This window comes from Maribellus luteus (assembly GCF_003576475.1).
Lineage (GTDB): Bacteria > Bacteroidota > Bacteroidia > Bacteroidales > Prolixibacteraceae > Draconibacterium > Draconibacterium luteum.
This window is the reverse complement of record NZ_QWGR01000004.1, coordinates 260,285-283,759: the sequence shown is the minus strand read 5'-3', so window position 1 is coordinate 283,759 and position 23,475 is coordinate 260,285. Positions and strand designations below refer to the sequence as shown.

14 protein-coding genes are annotated in these 23,475 nt (G+C 45.8%); 7 read left to right on the top strand and 7 right to left on the bottom strand.

From position 1 onward, the window contains the following. Window positions 1-89 precede the first annotated feature (89 nt). On the top strand, window positions 90-1,730 hold the full coding sequence (susR, locus tag D1614_RS09380; protein ID WP_119437653.1) for a SusR family glycan utilization regulator: 1,641 nt from the start codon (window positions 90-92) through the stop codon (window positions 1,728-1,730). A gap of 17 nt (window positions 1,731-1,747) precedes the next feature. Here susR and D1614_RS09375 read toward each other — a convergent pair whose 3' ends face one another. Next, window positions 1,748-1,963, bottom strand: coding sequence for a hypothetical protein (locus tag D1614_RS09375; protein WP_119437652.1), 216 nt, complete (start codon window positions 1,961-1,963; stop codon window positions 1,748-1,750). Window positions 1,964-2,187: 224 nt separating this feature from the next. On the opposite strand from D1614_RS09375, the gene D1614_RS09370 reads away from it, so the two are divergent. From D1614_RS09370 to D1614_RS09345, 6 genes are all read left to right on the top strand, one after another. Further along, the gene (locus tag D1614_RS09370) at window positions 2,188-5,163 is read left to right on the top strand and encodes a SusC/RagA family TonB-linked outer membrane protein (RefSeq protein WP_119437651.1); all 2,976 of its coding nucleotides are present in this window, start codon (window positions 2,188-2,190) and stop codon (window positions 5,161-5,163) included. A gap of 11 nt (window positions 5,164-5,174) precedes the next feature. After that, entirely contained in the window at window positions 5,175-6,713 is a 1,539-nt protein-coding gene (locus D1614_RS09365; protein WP_119437650.1) for a RagB/SusD family nutrient uptake outer membrane protein, read from the top strand. Window positions 6,714-6,745: 32 nt separating this feature from the next. Further along, the gene (locus D1614_RS09360) at window positions 6,746-8,143 is read left to right on the top strand and encodes a hypothetical protein (RefSeq protein WP_119437649.1); all 1,398 of its coding nucleotides are present in this window, start codon (window positions 6,746-6,748) and stop codon (window positions 8,141-8,143) included. A gap of 4 nt (window positions 8,144-8,147) precedes the next feature. Further along, on the top strand, window positions 8,148-9,644 hold the full coding sequence (locus D1614_RS09355; RefSeq protein WP_119437648.1) for an endo-1,6-beta-glucanase: 1,497 nt from the start codon (window positions 8,148-8,150) through the stop codon (window positions 9,642-9,644). Between the two features lie 11 nt (window positions 9,645-9,655). After that, window positions 9,656-10,993, top strand: coding sequence for a DUF5125 domain-containing protein (locus D1614_RS09350; protein WP_119437851.1), 1,338 nt, complete (start codon window positions 9,656-9,658; stop codon window positions 10,991-10,993). A gap of 146 nt (window positions 10,994-11,139) precedes the next feature. Continuing rightward, window positions 11,140-12,618 (top strand): glycoside hydrolase family 30 protein, encoded by a 1,479-nt coding sequence (locus D1614_RS09345; protein WP_119437647.1) that lies wholly within the window; start codon window positions 11,140-11,142, stop codon window positions 12,616-12,618. Between the two features lie 113 nt (window positions 12,619-12,731). Here the strand turns inward: D1614_RS09345 and D1614_RS09340 are convergent, their stop codons facing one another. The 6 genes from D1614_RS09340 to D1614_RS09315 all read right to left on the bottom strand — a co-directional run bounded on the left by D1614_RS09340 (window position 12,732) and on the right by D1614_RS09315 (window position 23,471). Beyond that, window positions 12,732-13,925 (bottom strand): alginate lyase family protein, encoded by a 1,194-nt coding sequence (locus tag D1614_RS09340; RefSeq protein WP_119437646.1) that lies wholly within the window; start codon window positions 13,923-13,925, stop codon window positions 12,732-12,734. A 55-nt stretch (window positions 13,926-13,980) separates the two neighbouring features. Beyond that, entirely contained in the window at window positions 13,981-15,909 is a 1,929-nt protein-coding gene (locus D1614_RS09335) for a heparinase II/III domain-containing protein (protein ID WP_119437645.1), read from the bottom strand. A 2-nt stretch (window positions 15,910-15,911) separates the two neighbouring features. Beyond that, window positions 15,912-17,315: a BNR-4 repeat-containing protein gene (locus D1614_RS09330; protein WP_119437644.1), complete on the bottom strand. Its 1,404-nt coding sequence runs from the start codon at window positions 17,313-17,315 to the stop codon at window positions 15,912-15,914. Between the two features lie 14 nt (window positions 17,316-17,329). Next, entirely contained in the window at window positions 17,330-19,222 is a 1,893-nt protein-coding gene (locus D1614_RS09325; RefSeq protein WP_206609966.1) for an alginate lyase family protein, read from the bottom strand. A 284-nt stretch (window positions 19,223-19,506) separates the two neighbouring features. Next, window positions 19,507-20,703 carry a glycoside hydrolase family 88 protein gene (locus D1614_RS09320; RefSeq protein WP_119437850.1) on the bottom strand — a complete coding sequence of 399 codons (1,197 nt, stop codon included), beginning with the start codon at window positions 20,701-20,703 and terminating at the stop codon, window positions 19,507-19,509. A 47-nt stretch (window positions 20,704-20,750) separates the two neighbouring features. Next, window positions 20,751-23,471, bottom strand: a complete 2,721-nt coding sequence (locus D1614_RS09315; protein WP_119437642.1) for an endo-acting ulvan lysase-like protein — start codon at window positions 23,469-23,471, stop codon at window positions 20,751-20,753. Between the last annotated feature and the right edge of the window lie 4 nt (window positions 23,472-23,475).

Below are 23,475 nucleotides of genomic sequence, written 5' to 3'. Positions count from 1 at the left end.
AACAGGCATTGGAAAATGATTTTCCACATTGGGGAGACAATAAAAAATGCTTATTTTGTGCTACTCTGGTGAAGGGTAAGTCTAAAAGTATGTATTCAGTTAGAATATTGTTTTGTTTTGTATTTTTTGCTCCGGGTGTTGTTTTTGGACAATATTCGTTGGACTCGCTAATGGCCCGGCTTGATGTAGCCATCGAAAATCATGCAAACTATTCACAGCAAAAGGAAGAACGCCTGCAAAGGCTTAAAGCCCAATTACAACATACGCCCAAAAACTCACTCGAAGAATACACCATAAACACCGAACTTTACAAGGAATACCGCCCCTACATTTGCGACTCCGCCATTTTTTACAAAAACAGGAACATTGAAATTGCAAAGCACCTGAACAACACCGAGCTTCTGCACGAAAGTGAGCTTCAGTTAGCGTTCCTGATGGGCTCTACCGGAATGTACCTGGAAGCGGTTGATCTGATCATTTCGATTGACAGGGAGAAAGTACCAGCCAGATTACTGGAAGAATACTACAGCACCTATAAACACGTTTATTCGGAACTTGCCTTTTATACGCAAAACAAGCAGGGAGCCGAAAAATACTGGCAAATATCTTCCCGGTACGGCGATTCGCTAAAAGCTATTCTTACACCTGCCGACGAACTGTATTATGTGGGAAAAGAAGACGAACTGAGAAATTCTGAAAGGCTGGAAGAGGCCTTAAAAGTAAACGACACGATACTGGCCAAATGTACCCTCGGCACCCGCGAATTTGCCATAACAAGTTACAATCGCTCCTTAACTTACCGAAAATTAAAAGACACAGAAAAGGAGAAATACTACCTCGCGCTATCCGCCCTGTCGGATATACTCTCGGCAACAAAAGACCACGCATCGCTATGGATGTTAGCCGAAATTCTGTACAAGGAAAACGATATGGAACGTGCCTATAACTACATTCGTTTTTCGTGGAGCGAAACCGTTTTTTACAACGCGCGCCTCCGAAGCCTGCAAAGTGCCGGGATTCTGTCGCTGATTGACTTAACTTACCAGGCCACCATCGAAAAGAAAAACCGGCAGCTAAAAAATTACTTACTTCTTTCAAGTATTTTGGGGGTACTGCTCACCATTGCCTTTTTCTATATCTACAGCCAAATGAGGCGTTTGTCCGTAACCCGAAAATACCTGCAGGAGGCAAACACAAATTTGCAAAGCCTGAACAACGAGTTAAAACAGGTAAATCAGCAACTACAGGTTGTTAACGTTGACCTCTCTGAGTCCAACCAAATCAAGGAAGTATACATCGGACATTTTATCAAGCTCTGTTCTACTTACATTGATAAAATGGACGGGTTCCGCCGCATGGTCAATAAAAAACTGACGGCGGGCCAGGTTTCTGAGTTATTGGTAGCCACCCGGTCGCAGACGATGATGGAAAACGAAATTGAAGAACTGTACCGGAATTTCGACAAAGCGTTTTTACGCATTTTCCCTCATTTTGTAGAGAAAGTAAACATGCTGCTGGTTGACGGGGAGAAAATTGTATTGAAAAACGACGAACTGTTGAATGCCGAGCTAAGAATACTCGCCCTAATCCGCCTGGGCATAAGCAACAGCTCACAAATTGCCGATTTTTTAAGGTACTCGGTCAACACCATTTATAATTACCGCGCCAAAGCTAAAAGCCGGGCCGTATCACGCGACGAATTCGAGGACTTACTGGTTCTTATCAGATAAAAGCAAGCACTAAAATTTCAGAAACCGGCATTAACATAACCTTCCTGATTTTTTAAAAACCAACGCCTGCCAAACATCACCTGTCCAGCCCAAAGGTCCTCTTTCATTTTCCAACAAAAACATCTTCGAAGCTCGGATAAACCAAATATTTCCATCGCAACAATCCACTCCCCTTCCACTTTTTCAACCCCACGATCCAGGCCTAACAACCACATAATAAACCAACTAATCATTTAAAACCAACGCAAACATCCACTTTAATTTTTGCCTCCCCAAAAGCGGCCTCGTCATTAGATATCTTTGTAAAAGATAAAACAGGACAGACTTATTTAACAATCTATAATACCGTTCGGAATTTATTTACCAGAGTTTGAGTAAGAGGTAAGCGTTGCGTTTTCCCCAAAAGGGCACGCGTTTATTTCTGGATGAAAACTGTTACTAATTAAATAACTTATCTATGGGAACTAATTTCTTTAAACTAAAAATTCCTCTTGTTTATTTGCTTTTGATCCTATGCTTTGGCTTTTCGGCTCAGGCACAAAATCCCAAAAACATAACAGGAGTTGTAAAAGATGTTGCCGGAATACCATTGCCCGGTGTAAACATCGTGGTAAAGGGAACTTTGCAGGGCGTGATAACAGACCTTGACGGCAAGTACCTGATCAGCGTGCCCGGCAACGATGCCGTTTTGGTGTTTTCTTACATCGGCTACCTTGCACAGGAAGTGGCTGTAGCCAATCAAGATGAAATCAATATTTCATTGAAGGAAGACTTGCAACAAATTGACGAAGTAGTGGTAATTGGCTATGGCACTGTTGCCAAAAAAGACGTAACCACCGCTGTCTCCACAGTTTCAACCAAAGACATTGACGAGCGCCCGATTATCTCTGCAGCGCAGGCTATCCAGGGAAAGGCCGCCGGTGTTAATGTTTACCAGCCCAATGGAGCTCCCGGAGGAGAAATGGTTGTAAGAGTGCGCGGTACCACCTCCTTTAACGGAAGCAACGAGCCGTTGTATGTGGTGGATGGAGTTCCGGTTGATAACCTGAGCTTTCTTTCTCCGCAGGATATTGCCAGTATGCAAATCCTGAAAGATGCTTCTTCGGCGGCTATTTATGGTTCGCGGGCGGCAAACGGAGTTGTTCTTATTACCACCAAACAAGCAGGCGGCGGTGCCAAAATTGCAGCCAATGTTCAAATGGGTGTAAGCCGTGTGGCCAACCAGATTGAATCGTTGAATGCCGCCCAGTACAAGGAGCTGATTGACGAAATCCGCCCGGGAACCATCCCCGCAGGGACCACCGATCAAACCGATTGGTTTGACGAAGTATACGGAACCGGTATTACCCAAAACTACCAGTTACAAATATCTGATGGCAACGAAAAGACCCGCTATTTTGTATCCGGCGGTTATTTGAATGAAAAAGGAGTGCTCAGTTCTGCATTTTTCCGTCGTTATAACCTGCGCAGTAATGTTGACAGCCAGGTACGTAAATGGCTGAATATTGGACTGAACCTGTCGTATTCTGATAATACGAGTAACGGCGTAACCACCGGGGCCGGCTCCAACCGCGGTGGCGTAGTGCTTTCCGTAGTGAACCTGCCTACAGCTGCAAGTGTCATTAATCCGGAAACAGGCTTGTACAACCGTCTGTTTTTCGGGCAAAACATTACCAACCCGGTTGAATCGCTCGAAAACGGCAAAAACAATAAAAACAACGAAAACCGTCTGATTGCCTCCGGTAGTGCAACCATTACTTTCCTCCCGGAGCTGAACCTGAGATCATCGCTTACTGTTGACCGCAGAAACGGGAAAATAACAGGATTCACCCCTCCGGTACATGGGTTAGACAGAGATGACTGGGGAAGTGCCTGGGACACACGAAGCATGAACACGCTTCTGGTATTCGACAATGTATTGACTTACAAGAAAACATTTGCGGAAAAACACAACTTTGAAGCAATGGCCGGTACCTCGTGGACGGATTCTCAATGGTCGCAAAGCTACATTAACGGAACTCATTTTAAAGACGGATATATCCAGACACTGAATGCAGCCAACAAAATTTCGTGGAACAATACCGGTTCTTCGGCATCCGACTGGGGCATTATGTCTGTTTTCGGACGTCTGTCGTACAACTTTGAAAGTAAGTACCTTTTTACGTTCAACATTCGTCAGGACGGATCTTCCAAGCTGCACCCCGATCTTCGCTGGGGAACCTTCCCTTCGCTTTCAGGTGCCTGGCGTCTGTCTTCCGAAGAATTTATGCGTGACATCGACTGGATCAGTGATTTAAAAATCCGCGGAGGCTGGGGACAAACAGGTAACCAGTCGGGAGTGGGTGATTATGCCTATCTGCAACGGTACAACATTACGCGCCAGGCCTGGTTCGAAACCGGAAAGGAAGATGCGCTTCCACTTATAACACAGGCAAATCTTCGAACATCAGACCTTACCTGGGAAACAACTTCACAAGTAAATATTGGGATGGATGCCACGTTGTTTGCAGACAGGTTGACCATTGCAATGGACTACTATTCGAAACACACGTCCGATATGTTGATGTACGTTTCACTCCCTTCCGGAGCCGCCGCAGCAAGCAACATTGTTCGGAACGAAGGAGAGATGATGAACCGGGGTTTTGAATTCTCGGCAAGCTCACGCAATTTTACCGGAGCTTTTAGCTGGAATACCGATTTCAACATCTCTTTCAACAAGAATGAATTAAAAAGTCTTGAGTTACAGCAAATTTATTACGACGGAGAAACAACAGATGCGTTTCATCAAACACGTGTGGTACGAAATGAGCCAGGCCGTCCGCTAGGTGGATTTTACGGCTACATCAGCGATGGTGTTGATCCGGAAACCGGTGAACTAATGTACCGCGACATCAACGAAGACGGAAAAATCACTGCTTCGGACAAAACCTACATCGGCGATCCTAACCCGGCATTTACTTTCGGGCTTACCAATTCCTTTTCGTACAAAGGATTTAACCTGAGCATTTTTATGCAGGGTTCTGTTGGAAACGATATTTTCAATGCTTCGAAAGGTGATACAGAGGGCATGCACGATCTGAAAAATCAATCAACCAGGGTATTGGAACGCTGGCGCACTCCCGGACAGATTACAGAAGTTCCCAAAGCCGGGTTCAACATACAACCCTCCAGTTATTTTGTTGAAGATGGCTCTTACCTCCGGGTTAAAGATGTTACTTTCTCCTACAACTTCAATGGAGGCATTTTAAACAAACTGGGTGTTTCGCGCCTGCAACCGTATGTTACTGCCAGCAATTTGCTGACGTTAACAAAGTACAGCGGTATGGACCCCGAAGTAAACCAGTGGGGCAACAGCGGTGCCGTACAAGGCATTGACTGGGGAACCTATCCGCACAGTAAAACCTTTGTTTTTGGACTAAATGTTGAATTTTAAAACTGCACAAAATGAAGTCAAAATATATTTTATCCATCCTATCTGCCTTCCTGTTTGCAGCCTGTTCGCTTGATTACGATCCGATCGACACCTATTCGGATGTAACCGAAGGGGTAAGTCAGGACAGCGTACCCGTAGTATTTAAAGACAAAGCGGCTGTATTGCTACATCGGCAAACCTTGCTCGAGCGTTTTAAAAACGGCCAGGAACACTGGTACCTTGATATGTTGCTGCTTGCCGAATCGCACTCCGACAACGCCTATGCAGGTGCACCCAATGCAGAAACCACTCCCTTTGAGGTTAACTCCATCGAAGGTTCAAACATTAACCTGAGACGCGACTGGAACGGGCACATGGCCAATGTGGCACAAACAAACAGGCTGATTAACTTTATCGACGATGTGAATGACGCATCCTTAACCCAGGCGGAAAGACAGCAATACAAGGCCGAAGCCAAAATCCTCCGGGCCATGATCTATTTCGACATGGTACGGATTTGGGGAAATGTACCGCTGGTAACCACCGTAGCCGGCGACATTACTTCCGAAACCATCAAGGATGTTTACCCGGCTTATTTCCCGCCGCAAACGGACGCTTTGACCATCTATCAACAGATTGAAGAAGACCTTTTGGAAGGACTGCAATACGCACCCGACAACAGCGCTGCCGATAAAACACAGCTGTCGAAATCAGTTGCCCGTGCTCTGCTCGCTAAGATCTATGCCGAAAAACCTTTGCGCGATTACGACAAAGTAATTAAATATGCCGATGAGTTAGCCGGCGATGGCTTTGAATTAGTGGAAAACTTCGGCGATCTGTTTGGCGTTACTTTAACGGATCCCAATTCTCCGGCATCGCAGCAAAACAAAGCCATTGATGCCAAAGCCCGGAATACAAAGGAAACCATCTACGAAGCTCAATTTTTCCCCGGCAATACCAACTGGGTAACCTGGATGTATGGTCGTCCGCTGAATGACTGGACCTTTTACTTCACCTGGCTAAAATGGATCACACCGTCGCGCGACCTGATAAAAACATTTAACAGCGAAGTAGGCGATAAACGCTACCAGGAATCGGTTGTGTTTTATCAATGCGACTGGAACGTGTATTACCCGGCCGACAATTATCCATTTATGTACAAATGCCGCAGCGCCTACAACAGCATTATTAAATTGCGTTATGCCGATATTTTGCTCCTCAAAGCAGAAGCATTGATCAGCAAAGGCGACTACAACGGGGCTGCTGCCATTATTAACCAAACCCGCCGCCGGGCAGGGCTAAGCAATCTTCCGTCGTCGGCAACTGCCGGACACGAGCAAATTATGCAAGCCTATCTGAAAGAACGCCGGCTTGAGCTAGCTTTCGAAGGCCAGCGCTGGTTCGATCTTGTTCGCCTCGATAAAGTGGAAGAAGTAATGAATGCCGTTTACGACAAGGATGAAGGACGCCCCGCGCAGGTTTACCCCTTCAACAGCTTATCCTACATTCTGCCTATTCCACAGGACGTAATCGACCAGAACCCCAACCTGGTTCAAAACCCTGGCTATTAAACTATGAACAGTAAACTTTTAAAGAGATAATTATGAACTCGATATATAAAATATTCATGCTGATCGGGGTGCTTGGCTTGTTCTTCGCTTCGTGCGACGATGAATACGGCCCCCGCAAAGAATCAATTCCGGTTTTTGAAGCCGTAACCGTTACCCCGGCAAGCTTTACCTTTGGCGATTCCATTACGTTAAACGCCCGGATGAGTGATCCGGCCACAATACTTGCTACCTTAAAATACGAAGTGGTATCAGAAGGAAGAGTGGTGGCTTCAGGAGTAATTCCAATGGCAGGAGATACATTCCTGGTAAATCAGTCCATTTTTATTCCCTTGCTGAACAACCAGGCCGATAATTCGGATGTGGTGGTAAACCTCGTAGCTGCAAATGTTCTGAAAGGAAAGGACTCCTATCAAGTTACAGGCCTGACAGGAAAACGCCCGGTATACAACCAACTTTATCTGGTTACCGACGATGGAACTGTTGCAATGCTTTCACCCCGGTCTTCCGACAAAAACAAGTTTGAAGCAACCGAACTGACTTTTGAAACGTCGTTCCGTTTTAAAGTGGCTGAAAAGCTGAATGCCGATAAAACCATCGATTACAGCGGAGCTGTTTTTGGCAATGTGAATGGCCAAATGGCCATGATCAGCGAAGCAGGCGAGTCGGCTTTTGCCTATACGCCCAATGCCGATTATACCAAAGCTTTTGTTTACGACAATTACGCCTTTGGTGTAGCCACTACAGGAAGTAACCTGGGAGCAGACGACCTGGCCTTGTCAGCTTTTGGCAACCAGGATATTTATGGTGAATCGTTCCGCACCCTGAAACGCACCCTCGAAAACGGTAAAACGTACCAGGTTTTTGGCAAACTGGGAGATGCAAGCAACATCTACAATCCTGATTTCTTTGAGCGAATCTCTGATTCACAGGTTAAATTCCTCGGAGCAACAGGCGAATACACTCTCTATTACAACCCGGTTCGCAAGAACATATTTGTAGGAGTCGATAATCCGGCCTATCCTGAGTACCTGCTGGCTTGCGGCTGGGGGCTGGGATATCCAACAAATGTAACTTCCGACGAAATCAATGCCGTATACCCGGGGCACAAAAGGGTACATACCGACTGGGGTTTTGGTAACGTGATGAATTATGTTCTGCTGCGTCAGATTAGCGCTGGTGTTTACCAGGGAACTTTTTATACTCCGGGCGACCAGGATCATTATGCCGGGTTTAAACCCTTTGAGAACACAGGTTGGGCAAATGAGAAAAAAGCAGGCCAGTTTACATTTACCGGCGAACAGATTATTTCAGGCGATAACAACTGGGACATTCCCAACGGAGAAAATGATCCGGTGATTGAGTCAGCCAATTATCGTTTTACAATTAATCTGAACGATAACACAGTACACATTGAAAAAGTAACGCTCTGATAAAATGAAGATACAATTCGATTTAAAACTGATTTTACTGGCGGCCGTGCTTTGCGGATTTGTTGCCTGCAGCGACAAAAACAAAGACAACGGCGGCGTGGATGAAATTCCGGATACCGAAACCGGCGATGTAACGATTTATGTTACCACCAGCAACCGGGCACAGGATTTCAAAAAGCACGCTGTTGATTTCAGTGAGAAAAGCAATATGTCGCCAACCACCATCAAGCTGGAACCCAACACCAGGTACCAGACCATGGATGGTTTTGGAGCAGCTGTAACGGGCTCTACCTGTTACAACCTGATGCAGATGACGGCAGAAAACCGGACTAAATTTCTGAAGGAAACGTTTTCGCCAACCGAAGGAATGGGACAAAGCTACATCCGCATTTCCATTGGTTGTTCCGATTTCTCGCTAAGCGAATACACCTGCTGCGATGTTCCCGGCATCGAAAATTTCGGGCTTACATCCGAAGAAAATGACTACGTTATCCCGATTATAAAGGAGATACTGGCCATTAATCCGGACATAAAAATCCTGGGATCGCCCTGGACCTCTCCACGTTGGATGAAAGTGAATAATCTGACTGATTTGCAGCCCTTCAACTCGTGGACCAGCGGACAGCTAAACCCGGCTCATTATGCTGATTATGCCACCTACTTTGTAAAATGGATTCAGGCATTTAACGCGCAGGGAATAAATATTTATTCCGTAACGCCGCAAAACGAGCCATTGAACCGCGGAAATTCAGCATCTCTTTTTATGGGCTGGGAAGAACAACTCGAGTTTGTAAAAAACAACCTGGTTCCGGCATTAAAAGCAGCTTCACTAAACACAAAAATCTATCTGTTCGACCATAACTACAACTACGATAACATGGCGGATCAGAACGATTATCCGGTAAAAATCTACGATGCCGGAATCGACGATGAGCTTGTTGCCGGAGCGGCCTATCACAACTATGGCGGAGACAAATCGGAACTGCTGGATATACACGGAAAATACCCCGAGAAGGAGTTGATTTTCACCGAAACATCCATTGGTACCTGGAACGATGGTCGCAACCTGGAAGTGCGTTTGATCGACGACATGCGGGAAGTGGCGCTGGGCACCGTAAACAACTGGTGCAGGGGCGTTATTGTCTGGAACCTGATGCTCGACAGCGAGCGCGGGCCCAACCGCGAAGGTGGCTGCCAAACCTGTTACGGCGCAGTTGACATCGATCGTTCCAACTATTCGACCATCACGCGTAACTCGCATTACTACATCATCGGGCACTTATCCTCAGTGGTTAAACCGGGTGCCGTGCGCATCGGAACTTCGGGCTTTGCCGACGGCGGATTTTACATGTCGGCCTTTGAAAATACCGATGGTACCTACGCTGTGGTTTTACTCAACAGCAATACCGCTTCCAAGCTGATTACGCTCGACGATGGCTCGCACCATTTCAGCTACGAGGTACCTGCTAAATCTGTGATTTCATATCGATGGAAAAAATAAAAACTAACACAATGAAGAACTTAAAATACTTGATACTTATACTGGTGGGCTTTACGGCTTTCATTTCGTGTACTGACGAGGTAAACGAAATCCAGCAGGCGGGAAATCCTGTTCTGGAAATGGAGAACCAGTTTTCGAATGTACATTTTGGCGACATGCTGCCTTTTTCCGCTACCGTAAGCGACGAAATTCCTCTCTCTACGCTCACTGCCATCCTGTATTTTGGCGACGAAGAAGTAGAACGGACTACCATCCGCACCAAGGAAAACGGTGAATATTCAGGAGTCATTGAAATACCGTTTCACAAAGACATACCTGACGGAACGGCCACGCTTGAATTTATTTTGGTGAATACTACGCTCAAGCGAATCACAAAAACCTTTGATGTGCCGGTTACCCGCGCACAATATCCTTATTTGATTTTGGTAACCGAAGATGCTTCGTACCCCATGCTCCCAACCGGGCAAGCCAACGAGTATGCAGCTACTGAGGCCTTCCCGTCAACCGATCTTCCGGCATACATTAAAACTCCGGCTCTCGACGAAAAAGGAAGCGAAATCGTATTCGGATGGGATGCCGGTGCAGTAACCGAAGGCACCACTACAAATATTCCTTTTGTAAGTCCGGTTGCCGGAACTTTCCCGGTTACCTTCAATACCCTTACCTACGCAGCTGCTCCTTTCTTCGAAATCCTGTTAAACGGAGAAAAGATGCACATGGTCGACAAGGAAAATTACCAGCTCGATGTGGACCTCACACAGGGTCAGGATATCACCATTGAAGGATTGGAAAACATTGCCGACTGGTGGATTGATGCCGATTATCTCACCAAAAAGGAAAACGGGCTGTATACTTTTGTTCCGATCACCGGCAAATACCGCATTTCTGCCAACCTGAAACTCAATTACTTCAGAGTGGAAGTACTTAGCGGTAATTCGGTTGCTTCGTTAAATGCCGACGGCACCGGAGCAATCTGGGTGATTGGCGACAATGTTGGCAAACCATCGTTAACGGATAATTACCTGGGCTGGAACACCGACAAAGCCTTGTGTATGGCACCGGTTGGTGCAAAAAAATACCAATTGACTTTAGTCGGCGGTAAAAACATCAGCCTTGATGGTATCAACTTCAAGTTTTTCCACCAGAAAGGCTGGGGCGGAGAATTTGGAAGCGCCGCTATTTCAACAAGCAGTGAAATTGTATTCATTGGTGATGGTACCAATGGCCGCGATAACGGTAACCTTGGACTTGTTTCAGGAGTAACACTCGAAGAAGATGCTACCTACGTGTTCACCATCGATGTGTCGGCAGGCATACAGCAAGCCGTACTGACGGTTACGAAGCAATAAAAGAGATATATGCAGAGATGAAAAGGTCGTGCGCCGTCAGAGAGAATGGTGCACGGCCTTTTTTTACAGAAAAGCTTTCGAACCACCGATTGCGGACAACATTGAACATTTAAAACGTCAAAAAAAATAGTTTAAAAATTATTGTCATGAGAAATCATTCGAAAAAGCTGGCTAAGCTCTTGCTCGCATCCCTTTTGCTTTTGGCCGGATGCAGCCACCGGGAAAATACCGGCAACGAACAACAAGCTCCCCAATCGTTTAACCCGCAAAAGGCACAGGTATTTGTAACTGCGAAAGACACCAGTCTTCGGATGAGTGACGTGGGTGAATTTGCTTTTCAGTCAGTAGATCAACCGCTGGAAATACAGCCCTTTGTGTTTATCGATCCTTCAAAAACCTTTCAATCGATGGAGGGGATTGGCGCAGCTTTGTCTGACGCTTCGGCTGAAACCTTTTACAAAATGCCCGAAGCCACCCGGCAGCAGATTTTAACTTCATTTTTCGATCCGAAAGAAGGCATCGGTTATGATTTTGCGCGTACGAACATCGCCAGCTGCGACTTTTCGAGCGCATCGTATAACTATGTGGAAGAAAATGATTCGTTGCTAAGTACTTTCAGTGTAAAGCATGATGAGGAGTTTCGTATTCCCTTTATAAAAGAAGCAATCGGAGCTGCCGGCGGAAAACTGAAATTATTTGTTAGTCCCTGGAGTCCTCCTGCCTGGATGAAAGACAACAACAATGTACTGCGCGGCGGGAAACTGCTGGAACAATACAAACAGCCGTGGGCCAATTACTACGTAAAGTTTATTCAGGAGTACGAAGCACGTGGAATTCCGGTGTGGGGGCTTTCTGTACAAAACGAGCCAATGGCGGTGCAGAGGTGGGAATCGTGTGTTTATACAGCCGATGAAGAGCGCGATTTTATAAAAAAATACCTGGGACCAACACTGCACAACAACGACATGAGCGATAAGAAACTCATTGCCTGGGACCACAACCGCGACCAGATTTTCCAGCGGGCTTCCACTATTTTGAATGACCCTGATGCAGCCAAATACGTTTGGGGAATAGGGTTTCACTGGTACGAACCGTGGACAGGTGGCGATATGCAGTTTAAAAACGTGAAACTGGTAAACGATGCCTATCCCGAAACAAAACTGGTTTTTACCGAAGGGTGTGTGGAGAAATTCGACCTGAACAGAGTTGATGACTGGACTTTGGGTGAACGTTACGGCTATTCGATGTTGAATGATTTTAACTGCGGAACCGTTGCCTGGACCGACTGGAACATTATTCTGGATGAAACCGGTGGACCAAACCACGTAGGAAACTTTTGCTTTGCCCCGGTTCATGCCAACACACAAACCGGCGAGTTGATTTTTACTAACAGCTACTATTACATCGGGCATTTCTCTAAATTCATCCGGGAAGGAGCCAAAAGAATTGCAGCCTCATCAAGTCGTGACGATCTGCAAACAACAGCTTTTAAAAATCCTGATGGATCGGTGGCAGTGGTCGTACTCAATCTTTCAGAAAAAGAATACGACTACCTGTTGATGGTTGGAGAAAAAGCCACGAAACTTCAGAGTTTACCTCGCTCTATTATGACGGTTGTGATGTAAGCCACATCATCTGTTATCTCACGGCTTTGGGGCAAAAAGGAATACAAAACCGGTTGCTTAAATTTCATTCCTGATAAGTAAATGGGATTTTAAACAGCCGGTTTTATTAGTCTTTATTTTATCGGTTTCTCCATCAGCCAAAGCAAGGGGTTTCGAATCGGTAAATTGCGCAAAACCTCCCCGTTTGTCGGATAGCCTTCCAGCGTTTTCCACAACTCAAGGTACTCCGGTTTGTGGTACGCCCTTCCGGCAAACAGCAAAAACGGCTGCCGCACCGGCCATTCGTCCCAATACATTACATCGGGCGGATAAGGCCACGTGGATTTATCCTTTATGAACGGATACAAAAACTCAGCTGCCTTTTCCAGCGTCAGTCCGTCCGGAGTAATATATGTGAAGAGATTATCCGTGTCAGTGGATAAAATTTCCGCAGTTGCCATAAAAACATCAAGGTTAAAAATGGAATAGCCGTAAGGTTTTGTCCGGGCAATTTCCTGAGGAAACGAACCGTCGGCAGCCATTTGCCCGGGCAGCAGCACATCTTTAAACCGGTTGCGGCACAATGCCAGCACCTCCGTATTGCCCGTCAGCCGGGCAAAGGCACCCACCTGCATTACCCAGCAGGTGCCGTGGTTATTTTTCGCGTTCATTTCATCAATGCCGTATTGATGTGTCGTCAACCATGTGACCAATTCCCCAAACCAACTTTTTACTTCTGCGATAAACGCTTCAGGCAAAGCCCCGTTTTTCTCCAGAATTTCTACAGAACGCGCCACTTCAACCAAATGAATGGCATCGATAATTCCAATACCGCGTCCGGTAACCCTTCCTTTTATGGCCTGAACATAAAGCAAACTGGGATTCATCCGCGTTTTCGGGTTTACAAACCACGCTGCGAGGTGTTTACCGACAGCCGCCGCGAATTTCTTATCACCCGTCAGCAGATAGGCAGAGGTTTCTATTCCGACTACTTGACTGAAACGGATCATCGCCTCCCTGTGAGCGGTAAAATTTCCTGGATTGGACTCGCCGTCGCGCCGAATGTAGGGCCCATCCGGATTTTCAGGATCAGGCCACCAGTAATCTCCTTCCGAATAAAAATCGTGTGCCCCACCCGCGCTGCGCTCGCAAATCGCATCAGTTACCGTGATCGGAAAACTGTCGAGAAAAGATGTGGCCTTTTCAACAATGTATTTCTGTTCCGCATCAGAAATCAGCGGGACTTGCTTTTCTTTTTGGCAGGCAGCTATCGCAAGAAAGAATGCCGCTGCAATAAAAATCCGGATGAGATAGTTCTTTTTAACCATGTTATTCAATTTTTAGGAAAGACCCGGCAGTCTCTCAATCAGAAATCAGTGATGCCTATTTTGCTGCTGTCACCACAATCTCGTTTTTGCCGCTGGCTTTCTGATTGTTGACGGTGAAAACAATCCGGGTGATGCTGCTCCAGTATCTTTTCAGGCCACTGTCGGTTATTTCGTTGAATTCGATTTTTGGAGTAAGCACTTTCGGGTTGTAAACCATGTTAATGGTAAATCCATCGCCCTCAAGCTTTAACTTACCTGCGCCATCTTCGGTAACCTTACAACAAGTTACAAAGTTCAGAGTCGACGGTTCCACTACATCTTTTAAATCGTAACCATCGTTGATCAAAAAGCGCTTTCCACGCTCCAGTGTGTAAGAGCGAATCCATTTATCCACTTGTGCCCTCTCAGGATAAGCTTTTGAAATATCTGTTGAGAATACAGCTTTTTTTGAGTCGGCTTTGAATGTTGAGTTGGTTGCTACAAAATTGCGACCTTCTTTTTGGTCAACGCCATTGATTTTGGGCAGGTTGTGGTACTGCGACTGCATGGTCCAGATTTCGTAACGACGGCGGCTGAAAGTTTTTGCAGTGTAAGTTTCACGGCCAATATCCACCAGACAGGGTTTGCCATTGTAATACAATACACATGTTCCCAAATCGTTGTGATTGTGGCTTTCGGCATTGTGTCCGCCTTTGGCAGCAAAGAAGAAACCTTCAGATGAGCCAGCCTTATCTCGAGCGCCGGCAACCTGTAAATCAGGCAACCAAAAATCGCTTATGAGTGGTTCTTCTGCTTTTGCATTGGCGATTTCCTTTAAAAACATCAGCTGCATTATCTGCTCGTCAACTTTACCGCCCGGAGCTTTCGTTCCCCAATCCTGTTTTTTTGCCAGGAACGCACCAAAACCCTGCATAATGGGATCGCCGATGTCTTTCCCATAGCTGTAAATGATTTGCGGACGGCCACCGGTTGTCGCATCAGCATCAGCGAAGTTTGTAAAATAAGGATAGCTGATGTATGCTTTGTAAACGTAGCTTCCCATGTTTTGAATCAGGGAATTATCAAATACGTCAAATTTGCCATTTGTAGCTCTTTTCAATAAATCGAGGCATTGGTACAAAGAAGCCCCTGCCCTTCCCCAATAAGAAGGACCTTCATCGCAACCTCCATCTGCCGGATAATCGTTTGTAAAAGCATCCAGCGAACGCACTACCTTTTCAACTCCTGCAATTTTCTTCTCCTGATCGTCTTCCAGGATTAAAATGGCGGTGAGCATGTTATGATTTGTCCATGGATTCCAGTTATTTACAGATCTGCTTCCATCCAATCCCTGCCACCAGAAATCATTGCGTTCGTAGTAGGGGACCACCGCCTTTTTCATAATCTCATTTTTCAACCTTTTGGCAATCAGCGGGTGAATTTTGTCGAACTCGTCTTTGAACAAGAACCAGGTCCACGAAAGGATGTTGGTAATTTCGCCAACGCCGAGGTCAATGACCGGTTCGTCGGCATCGGGCAAACCATGCGGCGCCTTTTGAGCTGTTAAATGCGCCGACCAACCCCACCAGGTTTGCTCGCTGTAGTACCAAACGCCGTTCACAATCTGGTCGGTAAAACGGCCTTCCCCTTCAGCCAGTTCTCCCATTACCAGAGCAAGCAGTACCCTTTGCGGCGCTGCATACGCCCCCTGACGGCGGTCGCCCGATCGGATGATTTCCAAGTAATCGGTGGCCTTTACCACCGGCCAGTTGTAATCCAACGCTTCCTCGGCCTCTTCAATATATTCATTCCTGACTTCGGCCGGAAGATTGTTCCAGAAACTGCGGTTTTCATACGTTGGAAAATTTAACTCCGAAAAGTTTTTCACCAGCGAAGCTGCCAGATCGATCTTAGTCGCTTCCTTTTGAAGTAAATCGCGCTTTTCTTCAGCAAAACCATGCAGCGAAAAGCTGATAAGTACCATAAATACAACGAGGTTTCTCATGATTATTGAATTTTAGTTGGTTTAACAAAATCATCCTTCATTTCGTAAGGGAGTTTCCAGATGTTTCCCTCAAAATCACCAAAGTAGAGTTCCGACTTACTGAATTCATGCGAATTTCCGTCGGCCCAGAAAAAGCAGAATGGCGCTTTATAATTCACAGGCCGCCTTACATAAGAATGACTTAAAGGACTATCGTGCGTTAAGGTTTTCACTTTCTGCCAGCTGGCTCCCTTGTCGGTTGAGCTCCAAACAGCCAGTTCGCCGCCTACCCCCCATTTCTGCGGACCGGGTTCTGTCGGGCCGACAATTTTCCATTCTTTTTTGCCGATGTACAAACTGCCCATGTCGTAATTGTGGTCCGATTCGGAGACCACTGAAGTCTGCCATTCTTTGCCGTCCCACCGGGTGACACACCATTCGTAAGGTGCACTTACCGGGCCCGGTTCGTGGCCATTACTTCGAATATAGAGGCAAACAGGATTCCCGCTTTTATCGAATCCCATATCTTTCATGTACACATTTTTCTCTTGCGAGGCATAGTCGATCACCCGGGCTGGATTTTCCATTTTCAACAAGGGTAATTCCAGTACTTCCCCGTTGACATTTGTCCAGCTCTTCCCAAAGTCTTCGGTTTGAACGTAGTACAAATCGGTGCGTTTGTCCACATTCCCCTGCGGATGCCGGTTGAAAAAAGTACCCAGTTTTTTATTTTGAAAAACGGCGCTGGTTTGGTAGTGCCCCGATTTTTCACCGGAATTGACCGGGATAGCGGCCAGCAATTTATCGTCGGTCCAGTGGACTCCGTCGGTGCTGGTTTCGTAATACAACTGCCGCACTCCCGAATACTTGGTAAAGAAATGGAAGAATCCATCACTGGTATTCCACGGTTGCGGATAAGTCATTTCTTCTTCAGTAATTTGTTCAAAAGCATCGATATTGAATGGCTTTTTGCTTTTAAACTTAAATCCCATCCGAGACCGGCCTCTTCCACTTACAAACACCCAGACATAACCTGCATCATCTATCAACAATGAAGGATTGTCATGTGGATCGTTCACTTTCTGTTTATCGTACACTACCGTTGGTTTGGAAAACATTCCGGTTTTATGATTGAATTCGCCGATCATGCAAAGTAAATGGCGCTCGTCTTTGCTAGTTGTTCCGCCATAAACAAAAAAGGTTTTATCGGCCTTTTTTGAATAAATAGCCAACGGAGTATGTTTGGCAGTGTATGTTCCCAAGGCGCCCGAATATTTATCGCCGTATTCGTATTTCTGATTGAGTTCGAACCAAATGGCGCGGTAACCGTCGATTTTGGTGTTATTCAGCGTGAACCATGATTGAGCCGCCACAAAATAAGGACCTATAAAAAAGAGCAAGGCGAAAAACAAGTGTAAAATTTTCATTCGTTTATAGTTATTTATTTCAGAGGGACCGCAACTTCCCATTCCTTGTTGTCTTGATTGGTGATCTTCACTTTTATCTCTTTCGCTGATTTTGAAACAATTTGAGCCTGAACTCCGGATTCCGACTTTTCTGAAGGAAAAAGCACCCAAACAAATGTGGAATCTCCCTCAATATCTGTAGAATAAACGATTGCCGCGTTGGGCTTGTACGTATTGTATTCCCTGCTGTACCAGCCCTGAATTTCAGGTTTCTCCTGACCTTCAATCTTCTGAACCAACCATTTTGTATTGTCAGCAGGTATAATCTGCAAATTTCCATAGTCATTCACCGAAAAAACCTTTTGCTCCCGGATCTGAACTTGGCAGTCAGGATGCCAGTGCCAAAGCGCCTCAATTTTCCGGGGCTGGTCGGTCGAAACCTGGTCGACCACTACCCAAAAATTTCCGCGGGAATAAAAGAGTGTGCGCGTGTGCTTACTCTTGCCTTCCAATCCTTTAAAATCTTCAAATGATCCCCGGGCAAAATCGTTGTCTTTTGAAATCTGGTAATCAGTTGGCGAAACCGGTTCTTCAGCAACCTTCGGGCCTGGTGCCTGCCCTTTGCCATCGATAAGCAACACATTGTGTCCCTGTGAGCCTTTGGCATACCCCCTGAATTTTTCGGCTACTTCACCGCGATAGGCAAAACGCCCGGCATCAACCAGCAAATCCCGTCCGTAAGCTGATACCGAAATATGTAATTTATCGTTGTGCTGGTGGCCGCTTCCCCACGGGCCAAAATCGAAAAAAGACCACTGTGCACCGGCATCGTATCCGCTTCGTGAAATCAACTGCCCGGCCCATGGATAAACAAACGAAAGCCCGGATTCAGGTTTGGTGCCACTTTCTCCGTTCGATGCAATATATTCCCAGTCGGTACGCCCATATCGTGATGCGGCTTTAAGCACCCGATCCCGGTTAAAATCCAGATCAGAATCGTTGTTTAACAAACCCGTTCCATTGGGGCGCATGGTGCAGGCAGTATAATTCCACATCTTTTCAATTTGGCTGGTAAAATGCTCCGGCAATACTACCCCGGCCTGTTCGCAAATTTCATAAAACAGATAAAAATTTCCGAGGGCCACACTGTGGTAATGCGAAGTAAGTTCGGTCTGAACACCATCAGGATAAACCTGTTCCTTCATGCTTTCGGTCATGGCATTGATGGTATATTTAAGCCATTCGGAAGACTTTTTGAATTCGGGCCACGAAGTAGCTAAAGTAGCCAATCCCGACATTTCCATGGTCAGCCAGTTGCCCTGTGCATGAAAATTGCGTGCATAATCGGCATGATCAGGCAAACTACTCAAAATCAGCAGCCGTGTTGCCGGCGAGATGTAATCAGTACTCATTAGTCCGTAAAACACCTGCGACCACATTTTCACCCTGAAACTCACTTCAAGGCCACGCCACATTGCAGTACTGCTTTTTTTTGCCGGATAGGGCCAGCTTTCGATGATCCAGTCCTTAACAAACCAATCGATGTATCTTGCGTACTGTGGATTACCAGTTTTGAAATATTCAGAAAAAATAAAACTCACCGGATGATGACGGTTTAGCATCCATGCCCATTCAATATCGTCCTCAGGACCGGTGTAGTCCCACTTAAGATGACCATCATCCACCCGGGGAACCCTTGCCCCTACCAATTGAAATACATAAATATCCTGCAAAATGGAATCGCCCAATGATGTATTTTGCGACGATACATTGGGTTGCTGCTTTTTTAGTCGCCGGGCATTATCACTTTTTTCATAATACTCCAGCAACAAGGAACAGGCCCTGGACAACTCATCTTTATCAAAAGCTTCTTTTACTTTCTCCAGCCCGGGATAACTGAGATCCAGGTTCTCAAAAATGTACTCCATTTTCTCAGGGTAAGCAGAACACACCTCTTCTGCTGAGCGAATTTGCTGCCAATCCTGAGAGAAGGAAACTCCTGAGGACAGAAGACAAAACAGACAAAAAATGAAGAACTTATGGGTCATGGTAATTTGGTTTAAGTTATCAGGCTGCCCGTTAGAGCAAACTAAACGTTTTGTCAGGTCTCGCACCCAACAGATTTATTTCGTCAAAGGCAGAGTGAGAAGAGAATCCGGTTATCGGAACACATTTACCGCCTTCTCTTCTCAAACAACCTCTATACTACCGTTTACTTTCTCTCCAGATCGCGTTTTCTCTTCAGTGCTTCCAGGAAATAGTAATCGGCATAGTTGAGTGGTACATCCACTTCCGAATTGTGCGGCAAACTTCCGACTGAGTGTTTCAGAATAAAATGGCCGTTTTCGCCCAGGTTGGCCCGGTATTCGGCACTTGACAGGCTCTGAACGATTTTATCTGCCCAACCTTTGTAGTATTCGCTGTTGTCGTAAGTTGACATTTCGTACAGGGCCGAAGCCAAAATGGCTGCAGTGGAAGCATCACGGTTTTCATTCGGAATGTTGGGTGCATTGAAATCCCAATAAGGAACGCCGTCAGCAGGCATGTTGGGATGATTCGCCAAAAACTCAAAAGCTTTTTCAGCCTGCTCTAGGTATTTGCGGTCGCCGGTTTCGCGGTAACAAAGGGTAAATCCGTAAATTCCCCACGCCTGGCCACGTGCCCATGCGCTTTCATCTGAAAATCCCTGATGCGTATTTTTGTGACGGATGTCCCCGGTTTCAGGATCGTAATCCACAACATGCCAGGTACTGTAGTCAGGCCGGTAGTGATGCTTAATTGTGTTGTCGGCATGGGTTACAGCAATGTTATAAAACGAGGAGTCTCCTGAAAACTTGGTCGCTTCAAACATTAGTTCCAAGTTCATCATATTGTCGATGATAACGGGGCAGGTCCAGTCTTTCTTTTTGTTGGCATTCCACGACTGGATAATTCCGGCGCCCGGCCTGAAACGGGTTGATAGCGATTTGGCCGCGTTTACAATTACATTTTTATATGCTTCGTTTCCGGTAAGCCGAAGTGCATTCCCATAGCTGCAATAAATCATAAACCCAACATCGTGGTTGCCTGTAAAGTATTGAATTGTATCGAGTGCTTCAGTATATTTTGTGGCAAGCGGCTTCCATTTTTCGTCGGATGAAAGCTCATAAATATACCACAAACTACCCGGGAAAAAACCGGAGGTCCATTCCTGCGGCGAAATGTATTTCATTTTTCCATTGATAATACTTTTGGGATTAAGCACTTTGTCAGATTTTTCAATTTCAGCTATTTGCAAACCGTATTGTTCGGCGGCAAATTTTACATTCTCACCTATAAAATCGGTTGCAGCCTCGCCAGACTTATTCTGACACGACTGAGAAAAAATGCCTGCTGCGATGATCGCAATTAAAATGAATGTTTTTTTCATCTGCATAAATTTAACGTTGTTGATATTGTTTCAATAATTTGTTTCTCTTACCATTTCACCACTGCACCCATAACCGAAGGGATTGAAACCGACATTCCCTTTCCGGCAGGTTCTGTTGTTATTTTCTGCGATAAACCGTTTATATCCAAAATGACTTCTTTTATCGTTGAATTCTCCAGAATAAGTTTCATGGGATGGGTACAATTCACCCAATAGGAGTTGTTATCAATTTTTCGAATCTCAGCAGAGATATGCTCCTTTTCGGCTTTCAGCGACACCGGACCGTATCCGATTTCCTTTCCTTTGCCCAGGTAGAGGTGTTCCGGCTGGTTGTTTTTTAACGAAACGATTCCGAAATAACCCCGGAACCGGATATCTTTTCCATCGATTTTCGCCTCACAATCGTTTCCCTGCAAAACAATCTGCTCCGTGTTATTCCTGTTATAAACTTTCAACACTGTGTTTTGGGAACTGCTTAGTTCCTCTATTTTTTCTACCGCCTTGATCGATTGGTTTCCAGTCCCCTCAAAAGGTTCGAAAACGGCAATAAAAGGCTCATCCCAGGCTTCTCCCTGAGCATGAACAGTAACAACAGGTTGCGGAAGACTTTTATACCGATTCCCAGCCGTTTTTACCTTGGGTGAAAATGCGGTGTAGTAGGTTCTGTCTTTTGCCTCCGGAACAAGCACCTGCATATATTTATCCGGGAGTTGATTTTCTTTGACGGTAAACAGCGCAGTAATATTTCCGGCATAATTTTCCAGCTTTTTTACATCGGTGAAAAAGCGGAATCCGGGATAATCCCTTTCGGTCAGCGGATAGCTCGTCGAAATCGTTTTTAAAACATTGTTGCTTGTATCGGTAAAAATAAGATCGTCGCCCATGTTGTGATACACATAATCGTTACTCACCTTATTGTCGGAGCGAAAGATATCTACATAATATCCCGACGAAGGTGAAGTGCGCACAACGGCCAGGATCCTTAACTGGTTCGTGTTCGTGGATTTATCAAAATACCGGGTATCGGTAAACGAATAATCGGGCGACACTGCTTCTTTGTCGGGCATGGGTTCCATAGCCACCAATTCGATCTCCCCGATTTGTTTTGTGCCGGCCGAACCGCTGAAAGGAACAGAACTGGAAGCACCGGCAGCCACCACAGTGTTATGTGCAGCCCACTGGCTGTAATAATTGCGGTGCATCGGATGTTCGTAATTCGGGCCCGTGCCAGCATCAATTCCCATTACTTCACCCAGACCATACAATTCCATGGCCATTCCGTTGCAATGGTTGTGGTTGTATGTAGCTCCCTGAACGCCCACCATCAATCCGGTTTTTGGATCGGTACCGTTACGTTGCAGAAAATACCGCGCAAAATCGAGTGTCCCGGTTCTGGGCCATTCGAACGATGAAGTTGCTTCCGGTATTTCGGGTAGATAACAAAGTAAGCCTACGAATCCTGAATCATCTCGCCGGTATTTACCGCCATCCATCAGTTTTTTCATTGATGCCAGCATCTCTGGCAATTCGGGCTGTTTATGCTTTACCGCTCCAATCAATCCTATTTCCAGCGATTCTGCGCTTTGCGAAGACCGTCCTGTATCTCCAAAAGCAGAAACCGTAAGATTTGGGAACGAATATTTTAACATGGCATAGGAAGCCCTGAAGAGGGCAGGAAACTGAAGAAAAACATCAAAACCATTATTTTCGAGGGCGAGCGCTGCAACCAAAAGATTGCCCACCGGATAATTGTGATAACCTCCCGGTTCTTTCCAATGCCCGTCGTGAGTGAGCCATTTTTCTACCGTTGATGGTAACGCCAGTTGCCCGCAACTACCGTTGATGGTATCTTTTTCAAGAAAAAACTGAAGATAATAATCCCTTTTTTGCGGATCTTCAAGGCTCAGTGCCGCAAAAACCATGGTTGAGCTTTCGGCAGCGTACCAGTTGTTATTCCAGTAACCACGAAAAGCCAAAGTTGATGCAATCTTCTCAAACACCGTATCATAATAACTGAGGTCATAATTCATCTGCCTCATAAATGGCTTGATAAAATCGTAGGCTACAATCAACGAACGGGAAGCTGCATCACCGAGAGTCTGCATGTCGAGAAAACCGGTACGGCACGGTCCAACAATAGGTTCCTGGTAATAGGCGCCTTTTGCCCATTGATCAACAATGTCGGCAGCAAAAGTCGCAAACTTTTCCTCGCCGGTGAGCCAGTAAATAATAGCAGCATCCTGTGCCAGTTTGTTAATGTCACTGTTGATCGAGGTGATATAAGCCTGCGGATCGACCCACTCCTTTTCACCCGTCTCGGGATTAAACAGGAACATCAACCTACAGGTATCGTTGGCTACAAGCTCCTCGATGGCTGGCTTTTGATACGAACTGCCTTTTTCCGTTATGGGTGTGCGCAAATAAGTATTCACCCTTACCGTGGGGACTGGGGCATCACCCTCCCACTTAATCAGTTTTTTGCCCGAATTGTCGGAATAAACCGTTGTATAGCGCTTGCCTGGAACGCGGTTCATCAGGTAACGGCTCAAAATCCACTGTTTATCGGTTTGATGGCGATCAGCATAGGCTTCCACGTTCTTTCGCATGTTGTCGAAAATGGTTTTTGCCCACGGTTGTTTGTCGATTTTGTCTAATACCACTTGTTTATCTTCCGGCTTAACCAAAATATGTGGATTACTTTGTTGTGCCGTAAGCTCAAGAAGCGGAAACAACAGGAAAACAAGCCAAACGATTTTATTCTTTTTCATCTTA

Bases quoted from the DNA above. Each gene is read 5' to 3' on its own strand.
- D1614_RS09315 (WP_119437642.1), bottom strand. From the start codon at position 23,471: ATGAAAAAGAATAAAATCGTTTGGCTTGTTTTCCTGTTGTTTCCGCTT.
- susR (WP_119437653.1), top strand. From the start codon at position 90: ATGTATTCAGTTAGAATATTGTTTTGTTTTGTATTTTTTGCTCCGGGT.
- D1614_RS09375 (WP_119437652.1), bottom strand. From the start codon at position 1,963: ATGATTAGTTGGTTTATTATGTGGTTGTTAGGCCTGGATCGTGGGGTT.
- D1614_RS09370 (WP_119437651.1), top strand. From the start codon at position 2,188: ATGGGAACTAATTTCTTTAAACTAAAAATTCCTCTTGTTTATTTGCTT.
- D1614_RS09350 (WP_119437851.1), top strand. From the start codon at position 9,656: ATGAAGAACTTAAAATACTTGATACTTATACTGGTGGGCTTTACGGCT.
- D1614_RS09320 (WP_119437850.1), bottom strand. From the start codon at position 20,703: ATGAAAAAAACATTCATTTTAATTGCGATCATCGCAGCAGGCATTTTT.
- D1614_RS09365 (WP_119437650.1), top strand. From the start codon at position 5,175: ATGAAGTCAAAATATATTTTATCCATCCTATCTGCCTTCCTGTTTGCA.
- D1614_RS09345 (WP_119437647.1), top strand. From the start codon at position 11,140: ATGAGAAATCATTCGAAAAAGCTGGCTAAGCTCTTGCTCGCATCCCTT.
- D1614_RS09335 (WP_119437645.1), bottom strand. From the start codon at position 15,909: ATGAGAAACCTCGTTGTATTTATGGTACTTATCAGCTTTTCGCTGCAT.
- D1614_RS09325 (WP_206609966.1), bottom strand. From the start codon at position 19,222: ATGGAGTACATTTTTGAGAACCTGGATCTCAGTTATCCCGGGCTGGAG.
- D1614_RS09360 (WP_119437649.1), top strand. From the start codon at position 6,746: ATGAACTCGATATATAAAATATTCATGCTGATCGGGGTGCTTGGCTTG.
- D1614_RS09340 (WP_119437646.1), bottom strand. From the start codon at position 13,925: ATGGTTAAAAAGAACTATCTCATCCGGATTTTTATTGCAGCGGCATTC.
- D1614_RS09330 (WP_119437644.1), bottom strand. From the start codon at position 17,315: ATGAAAATTTTACACTTGTTTTTCGCCTTGCTCTTTTTTATAGGTCCT.
- D1614_RS09355 (WP_119437648.1), top strand. From the start codon at position 8,148: ATGAAGATACAATTCGATTTAAAACTGATTTTACTGGCGGCCGTGCTT.